This window comes from bacterium (assembly GCA_030655055.1).
Taxonomy (GTDB): Bacteria; Edwardsbacteria; AC1; order AC1; family EtOH8; genus UBA5202.
On the sequence record JAURWH010000172.1, the window covers coordinates 1 to 6771 of the forward strand.

Sequence of the window (6771 nt, forward strand, 5' to 3'; positions counted from 1 at the left end):
CCGCCCCCCGCCGCACCACCCAGGGCATCATCACAAAGTTGCTCAGCAAAAAACCAAACAGAAACACTGCGGACAGGATCAGCGCAGTCCGCCAGAATTTGGGGTATGTCTTGAAAATGCCGGCCATCTTTATTCTTCGGGTTCGATGTCGGTGGTCACCCAGATGCTGACGTTGGAGCCCTTGGCCACCTTGGAGCCGGCCTGGGGATCCTGCCGGACCACCAGGCCCGGGTCGTTCTCTTCATCGTAAATGTAACGGACGCTGCCCACGTTAAGCCCGGCCTGTTTGATCATCTCCTGGGACCGGCTTTTCCCGTAACCTCTCACCGCCGGCACCGCCACCTCTCCGGCCCCGGCGCTGACCACCAGGTCCACCGGGCTGTCCTTCTGGGTCTTGCTGTTGAAGGCCGGGTTGCTGGAGATCACCGCATCCTTGGGAACTGAATCGGAGGGCTGCATGGCAACCTGGCCCAGCCTCAAGCCGGCCTGCTGCAGCATCACCGTGGCCTGGGGCAGCAGCATCCCCTGCAGCATCGGAACGCTGGAGCCGCCGCCGTTGGGCCACACCTTGACGGTGGAACCCTTGCGCACCTTGCCGCCCGGCACCGGGTCCTGCTTGCTGACCGCGCCCTCGGGCACGGTGGCATCGTTGATGGCATCCTCCTGGTAGACCCGGAACCCCCGGCCCTCCAGGATGGACTTGGCTATCTCCACCTTCTTGCCGGTCACATCCGGGACCTCGGACATGTCCATGATGGGCTGGATCACGCCCCAGAAAAGCAGGCTCATCAAAAGCCCGCTTAGGGATCCCGAGATGATGGCCGCGATCACCGGCTTTTTGCTGCTGCTCTGCTCGTAAATTGGCATGAAGCGCTCCGTAGTTTTGTGTAATATGTTTTTTACTGTTTGATTATTTCTGTCTGACCAGCCGGGCGGCAAAGGCTCCGTCCATGCCGTGGAGATGGGGCCAGCTGCTGAAGAACCCGTCTTGAACCAGCTCCCGGGGCACGAAATTCCCGGCGTCTTCGATGGTGAACTCCTGGTTTTGGGCCAGGAACTTTTTTATCACGCCCCGGTTCTCCTCCGGCGTCACCGTACAGGTGCTGTAGACCAGGGCCCCGCCGGATTTGACCAGCCCGGCCGCGTTGGTGAGTATCTGAAGCTGCAGTTGGGACAGCCGCGCGATGTCCGGCTCCTTTATCCTCCACCGGATGTCCAGCCGGCGGCGAAGCGCCCCCAGCCCGCTGCAGGGTGCGTCTATCAGCACCAGGTCAAACTTTTTCCGGAAGGAAAATACTGCGGCATCGGCGCAGACCAGGGAATACGATTTCAATCCCAGCCGGGTGAAATTCTCTTTGATCAAGGAAAGTTTTTGTTCCGAAAGATCAATCGCCAGCAGGTTTCCAATGTCCCCCATCTGCTCCAGCACCGCGCCGGCCTTGCCGCCGGGGGCGGCGCACAGGTCCAGCACCTCATCGCCTGCCTTGGCCCGGGCCAGCTGGGAAACCGCCTGGCTGGAGGGATCCTGATAATAGAAATATCCCCGGCTGAACAATGAGTCATCAGCCAGCCCCGCCGGGTTTTCCACTTCCAGTGCAGCCGGAATGTATCTATTGGCCGAGGTATTGATGCCCGACAGACTTAAGTTTTCCTGAAGCTCCAAAACCCCTGTTTTCAGGGTGTTTGGGCGGATGATGACCTGGGCATGGCGGTTGTTGGCCTGCAACAACTCTTTCGTCCCCGCTTCTCCCAGTTCCTTTAGCCAGCGTTTTACCAGCCAGAGGGGATGCGAATATTCTATGGACAGATCCCGGGCCTTATCCCCCGAACTTATTGGCTCCAAATGCCTTCGGTGCCTAATTATATCCCGTAGCACCGCATTTGTCAAGCCAATTATGTTCTTGCGGCCATAGCGTTTGGCCAGGTTCACGCTCTCGTTGACCGCGGCAAAAGGCGGGATCCGGTCCAGCTTGGCGATCTGATACAAGCCAAGGCGCAGGATGTTCTGTTCCCAGGGGGTCAGCGACTTCAGGCCGCTCTTCAGGGACTGATCCAGCACCCAGTCCAGCCACATCCGGTGGCGCAGGACCCCGGCGGTCAGTTCGTGGGCCAGGGCCTTGTCCGGCAGGGAAAGGCCGCTCTCCTTCAAATTCTTCTTAAGGACCTGGTCGTAATAGGCTCCGTCGGTGCCGGCCTTGGATAGGGTCTTTAGCGCTAATTCCCGTGCTTCCACTTTACCTCCCGTCCCAGCAGCACCGAAAGCCCCAGGGCCACCTGATCCATGTCCACCAGGGTGTTGCGGCAGGGGCCGTGCGGCCGCTGGTTCAAAATGCCGTAGACCGGGATGGGATAGGCGTCGTGGATGCCCGAGACCAGGTCCCGCTCGCAGGCCACCGCCAGGATGGAGGTGGGCTTCAGCTCCACTATCACCCGGCGGGCCAGGGTGCCGCCGGTGGCCACCGAGATCTGGACCCCGGTCTCATCGGCGATGGCGGCCAGCCCGGCCAGGGGGCATTTCCCGCAGCGTTTGCAGTTCCTGATGTCGGAGGTCACCCGGTGGGGGCAGTCGGCCAGCTGCAGGCAGTGGGGCAGAAGGATCAGGATCCGGGCCGGGTCCAGCCGTTTGCCGGCGGCCCGCACCAGGGCATTGTTAAAGGCTACGAATGATTCCCCTATCCTCTCCCGGCCGATCCCCAGCAGATAGCCCAGCATCAGGTTCAGGGGATACAGCACCTTGACCGTCACCTGCTTCTTGCCGTGGGGAAACAGAAAATCCTTCTCGGTTAAGGCGGAGAGGAACAGCAGGAACAGCCCCCCTGTCACCACCAGCAGGAACAGCGCGGCGGCGATGGCGGCGGCATAGAACAGCCAGCCGCCCAAGTGCTGCAGCCTGGGCACTATCAGCCAGAAAAGCACGGCCACTCCGCCGATCAGGATCACCAGACTTAAGAGGGAGAGGCTGAGAAATATTTTTTTACTGATCTTCATGTTAACTTTTCGCCTGCCTCCAGCCTGTAGCCCCGCAGGAATTCCTGGCCGCTCATTTCCTTTTTCCCCTGGGGTTTCACTTTAAGCAGGACCAAGTACCCGTCACCGGTCCTTACCACCGGACCCTTGTTCTTTTCCAGCGATACTATTCTGCCCGGCAAAGATTCGTGAATTGTGAATTGTGAATCGATATTGGTCTGTGTTAGCAGTATCTCTAATCTTTTATCTTTGATCATGGTAAAAGCCCCGGGCCTGGGCGTCAGCCCCCGCACCAGATTTCTTATCTCTTCCGAAGACCTGGTCCAGTCTATGTGCCCGTCCTTAGATGTCAGCTTCGGGGCAAAAGTGACCAGCGCCTCATCCTGCTTTGTAAAAGCGGACCTTCCCACCTTCATGGCTTCCAAGCTTCGGACAATGAGATCCGCACCCAGCTTGGATGCTCTTTGTTCCAACTGCCCGGCGTTCTCGTCTTCGTTGACCGCCACTTCCTCCTGCAGGATGATGTCCCCGGCGTCCATCCGGCTGTTCATCAGGATGCTGGTGATGCCGGTCACCTTGTCGCCGTGAAGCAAAGCGTGGTTGATGGGCGCCGCCCCCCGGTATTTTGGCAGCAGCGAGGGATGCAGGTTCACCGCCCCGTGCTTGGGGATATCCAGGATGTTCTGGGGCAAAAGCAGACCGTAGGCTACGACCACCAGAACATCGGGCTGGAGGTTTGAAAGGTGATCAACGGTGCTGCTGTCTTTTAATGTCGCCGGCTGGCAAACCGGCAAGTTCAGTTCCAACGCTTTTTGCTTGACCGGGGAAAATGCAATGCTGCGGCCCCGGCCCGCCGGCCGGTCCGGCTGGGCAAAGACCGCCAGTATCTCGTGTCCCTTATGATGGAGGGCCTCCAGGGTGGGTACGGCGAAGGCCGGAGTGCCCATGAATACTATCCGCATTATTAAGCTACCACTTGATGTTCATTCCCAGCTGGAACGGCAGTTCCTGCACCATTCTGTCAAAGGTGGAAAGATATCCGTAATCAACGGTGATACCCAGCCTGGCGGTAATCGGGACCCTTATTCCAGCGCTTATCTGGCCGAAAGGGCGATAGAAAGTCTCGCCTGTACCTTCCACCACTCTGGTATACTGCATAGGGTAATAGTCGCCTTCAATGGAATTAACAGTCAACTGACCAATATGCGAGGTCATCACCCCCAAACCCAGCTTGAGGTTGGTTCCCAGAAGTGACCTCGCCTTTATTAACCTTGCATAGACCTCGAAAGGGGCCTGCCATGTTGGCTCCCCATTCCAAACGCAACTAAACGCAAATTCCTCGTACGCCCCTGAAGGTTTGGCGCTGAAACTTTGGTAGGAACCCGATCCGCCCACGGCCAGCCAGCTTTTCATCCGCAATTCAGTGCCACCGCCAATTTGCCAGCCATTACCCCAGTTAAAGAAAGGCTTGGTGCGGTTATCGTACACTTTCCAAACGGAACAGGCATTATTCAGCCAGCCATAATTGAAGTTCATGCTCCATTGGGCAAATACTGCCGCCGGCATTAGGATCAGAATAAAAACTATGGCTAGTGTTTTTTTCATTTTCCCCCGGCTATTCGCAGGTTTCCTTCAGTTTCTTCTTGCTGCCGTAGATCAGCCATAGCAGCCCGCCCAACAGCGATATCCCCACCGCCACCAGATGGTAAACGAATCCCAGCGACAGGGCCTGGGAGTGGCTCAGGCCGGCCCGGCCGAAGAAAACTATGAAGGCTCCCTCCTGCAGGCCCCAGCCGTTGACCGACAGCGGGATCATGCTCACCGCCCCGATCACCGGCATGTACAGGAAGAAGGGGATGATGGAAATACTGATGTCCAGCGATATGGCTATAAAGTAGGAGGTGAACACCACGAACAGCTGGACCAGCAGGGACAGGATGAAGGCCCAAAAGACCTCTTTCTTGTGGGTGCGGTAGGCGTAAAGGGAATGGTAAAAATCTATCAGGTGGTGTTCGGCCTTTTCGATCAGGGGCAGCTTCAGCATCCAGCGGAATTTTTTAATCAGGGATTTATTCAGGAACAGTATCACGAACAGCAGCGCCGCCGCGATGACTATGACCATGACCTTCAGCAGGAAAAGCTCCTCCCCGGTCTTGGCCACCAGGATCAGCCCGATGATGCCGGTGATGATCACCCCGAACAGCCCGATGAAGCGGTCCACCAGCACCGAGGCCAGGGCCTCCGATTTCTTGTTGCAGTCGTCCACCACCAGATAGGCCCGGGCCAGGTCGCCGCCCACCGTGGTGGGTAAAAAGTTTCCGAAGAAAAGGCCGTTAAGAAAGTAGCGGAAGAGCCTCCAGTACCCGGCCTTTATTCCCCGGGCCGCCAGCAGTATCTGCCACCGCCAGTTGCAGAAGGCGTTGACTATCATATAAGCCAGGAAGGCCGCGGCCAGGTACCACAGGTCTATGCTCCGCAGGGACTCGGCCAGCTCCCGCCGGTCCACCTTTAGCAGTATCCAGCCTATCAACCCCAGGCTGATCAATATCCGGAAGACCAATAACAGCGTTTTCTTCAGGGCCTGTTTCATCGTTTACCTTCCAATTGTTGGGCAGTTCTTTTTTGCTTGATGAAATATTCCAGGGCGATGCTGCCCGGGAACATCTGTTCTCTGATCCGGCGGTCGGAGACCTTTCTGAGCGCCTGGACCCGGCGGTGTTTTTTCCAGACCGTAAGGGGATTCTCCAGCAGCCACCAGCCCGCCTGCACAATGGCCCGGGCCCATTCCCAGTTGCCCGAGGCGACAGCCTTGGCGAAGGCCGCCGCTTCCAGCAGCATCCGTCCGGGCCAGATCCATAGCAGCGAGCCCAGGGAATAGTTCTTCCACATCATCAGCTGGCTGTTGCGGTGATTCAGGTACATCTTGCGGAAATTACCGGTGGGCAGCGAGCCCCCGGAAAGATGATAGATCACCGAGCCGGGAACGGAGACCACCCGCAGGCCAAGCAAGTGAAGCCGCCAGGCCAGGTCTATCTCCTCCATGTGCATGAAAAAATCCTCGTCCAGCAGGCCGGAGGCGTCCAGGGCCGAACGCCGGTAGATGGAGGCCGAACCCGAAGCCCAGAAGATGCCGGCGGGATGCCGGTCATACTGGCCCAGGTCCTTTTCCTTTTCCTCGAACATCCGTCCCCGGCAATAGGGATAGCCGTAGGCGTCCATCAGGCCGCCGGCCCCGCCGGAATAGTCGAACCTTGTCCGGTCCTTCAGCCACAGGATCTTGGGCTGGGCGGCGGCGACGGCCCCGTCCTTGTCCAGCTCTGAGACCAGCTTGTCCAGCCAGTCCGGCTTGACCTCGGTGTCGTTGTTAAGCAGGACCACATATTCCTCGGCGGTGGACCTGATCCCCAGGTTGCAGCCGCCGGCATAACCCAGGTTCTTGTCGGACTTGATCACCTGGATCTGGGGATAATGGACCTTGGCCCATTCCGGGCTGCCGTCGGTGGAGGCGTTGTCCACCAGATAGACCGTGTAATCCGAATACCCCGTCCTGAACAGAGAAGGAAGGCAATCCTCCAGCAGCTTCTGTCCGTTGTAATGGGGAATTATTATGGCGACTTTGGTCGGCATGGCGATTGTACGTTATCTCTTCGAATAAAAAGAAATCATGTTAATCCTGTCTTACCTAAAGCCGTAGAGTTAGTGTTGCGCTTCAGACTCCCTGGGACAGCCGCTCGGCCAAACGAGGAGGCAGACCGGCCTTTAGTATCTTTTGCTGGGCCTGGGCGATGTCGTATTCCACCCGCC

7 protein-coding genes are annotated in these 6771 nt (G+C 58.0%); all 7 read right to left on the reverse strand.

Annotated features, from left to right (window positions below):
* Window positions 1-129: 129 nt before the first annotated feature.
* The 7 genes from Q7U71_08155 to Q7U71_08185 are packed head-to-tail and all read right to left on the reverse strand — an operon-like array spanning window position 130 to window position 6594.
* Window positions 130-867, reverse strand: coding sequence for a PASTA domain-containing protein (locus Q7U71_08155; GenBank protein ID MDO9391730.1), 738 nt, complete (start codon window positions 865-867; stop codon window positions 130-132).
* A gap of 43 nt (window positions 868-910) precedes the next feature.
* On the reverse strand, window positions 911-2233 hold the full coding sequence (rsmB, locus tag Q7U71_08160) for a 16S rRNA (cytosine(967)-C(5))-methyltransferase RsmB (protein ID MDO9391731.1): 1323 nt from the start codon (window positions 2231-2233) through the stop codon (window positions 911-913).
* A complete protein-coding gene (locus Q7U71_08165; GenBank protein ID MDO9391732.1) occupies window positions 2215-2988 on the reverse strand; it encodes a DUF116 domain-containing protein in 774 nt (257 codons plus the stop codon). Before Q7U71_08165 ends, rsmB begins: the two co-directional genes overlap by 19 nt.
* The gene (fmt, locus tag Q7U71_08170) at window positions 2985-3929 is read right to left on the reverse strand and encodes a methionyl-tRNA formyltransferase (GenBank protein MDO9391733.1); all 945 of its coding nucleotides are present in this window, start codon (window positions 3927-3929) and stop codon (window positions 2985-2987) included. Before fmt ends, Q7U71_08165 begins: the two co-directional genes overlap by 4 nt.
* A gap of 7 nt (window positions 3930-3936) precedes the next feature.
* Window positions 3937-4572 carry a hypothetical protein gene (locus Q7U71_08175; protein MDO9391734.1) on the reverse strand — a complete coding sequence of 212 codons (636 nt, stop codon included), beginning with the start codon at window positions 4570-4572 and terminating at the stop codon, window positions 3937-3939.
* Between the two features lie 10 nt (window positions 4573-4582).
* Window positions 4583-5557 (reverse strand): lysylphosphatidylglycerol synthase transmembrane domain-containing protein, encoded by a 975-nt coding sequence (locus tag Q7U71_08180; protein ID MDO9391735.1) that lies wholly within the window; start codon window positions 5555-5557, stop codon window positions 4583-4585.
* Window positions 5554-6594 carry a glycosyltransferase family 2 protein gene (locus Q7U71_08185; GenBank protein MDO9391736.1) on the reverse strand — a complete coding sequence of 347 codons (1041 nt, stop codon included), beginning with the start codon at window positions 6592-6594 and terminating at the stop codon, window positions 5554-5556. Before Q7U71_08185 ends, Q7U71_08180 begins: the two co-directional genes overlap by 4 nt.
* Window positions 6595-6771: the final 177 nt, after the last annotated feature.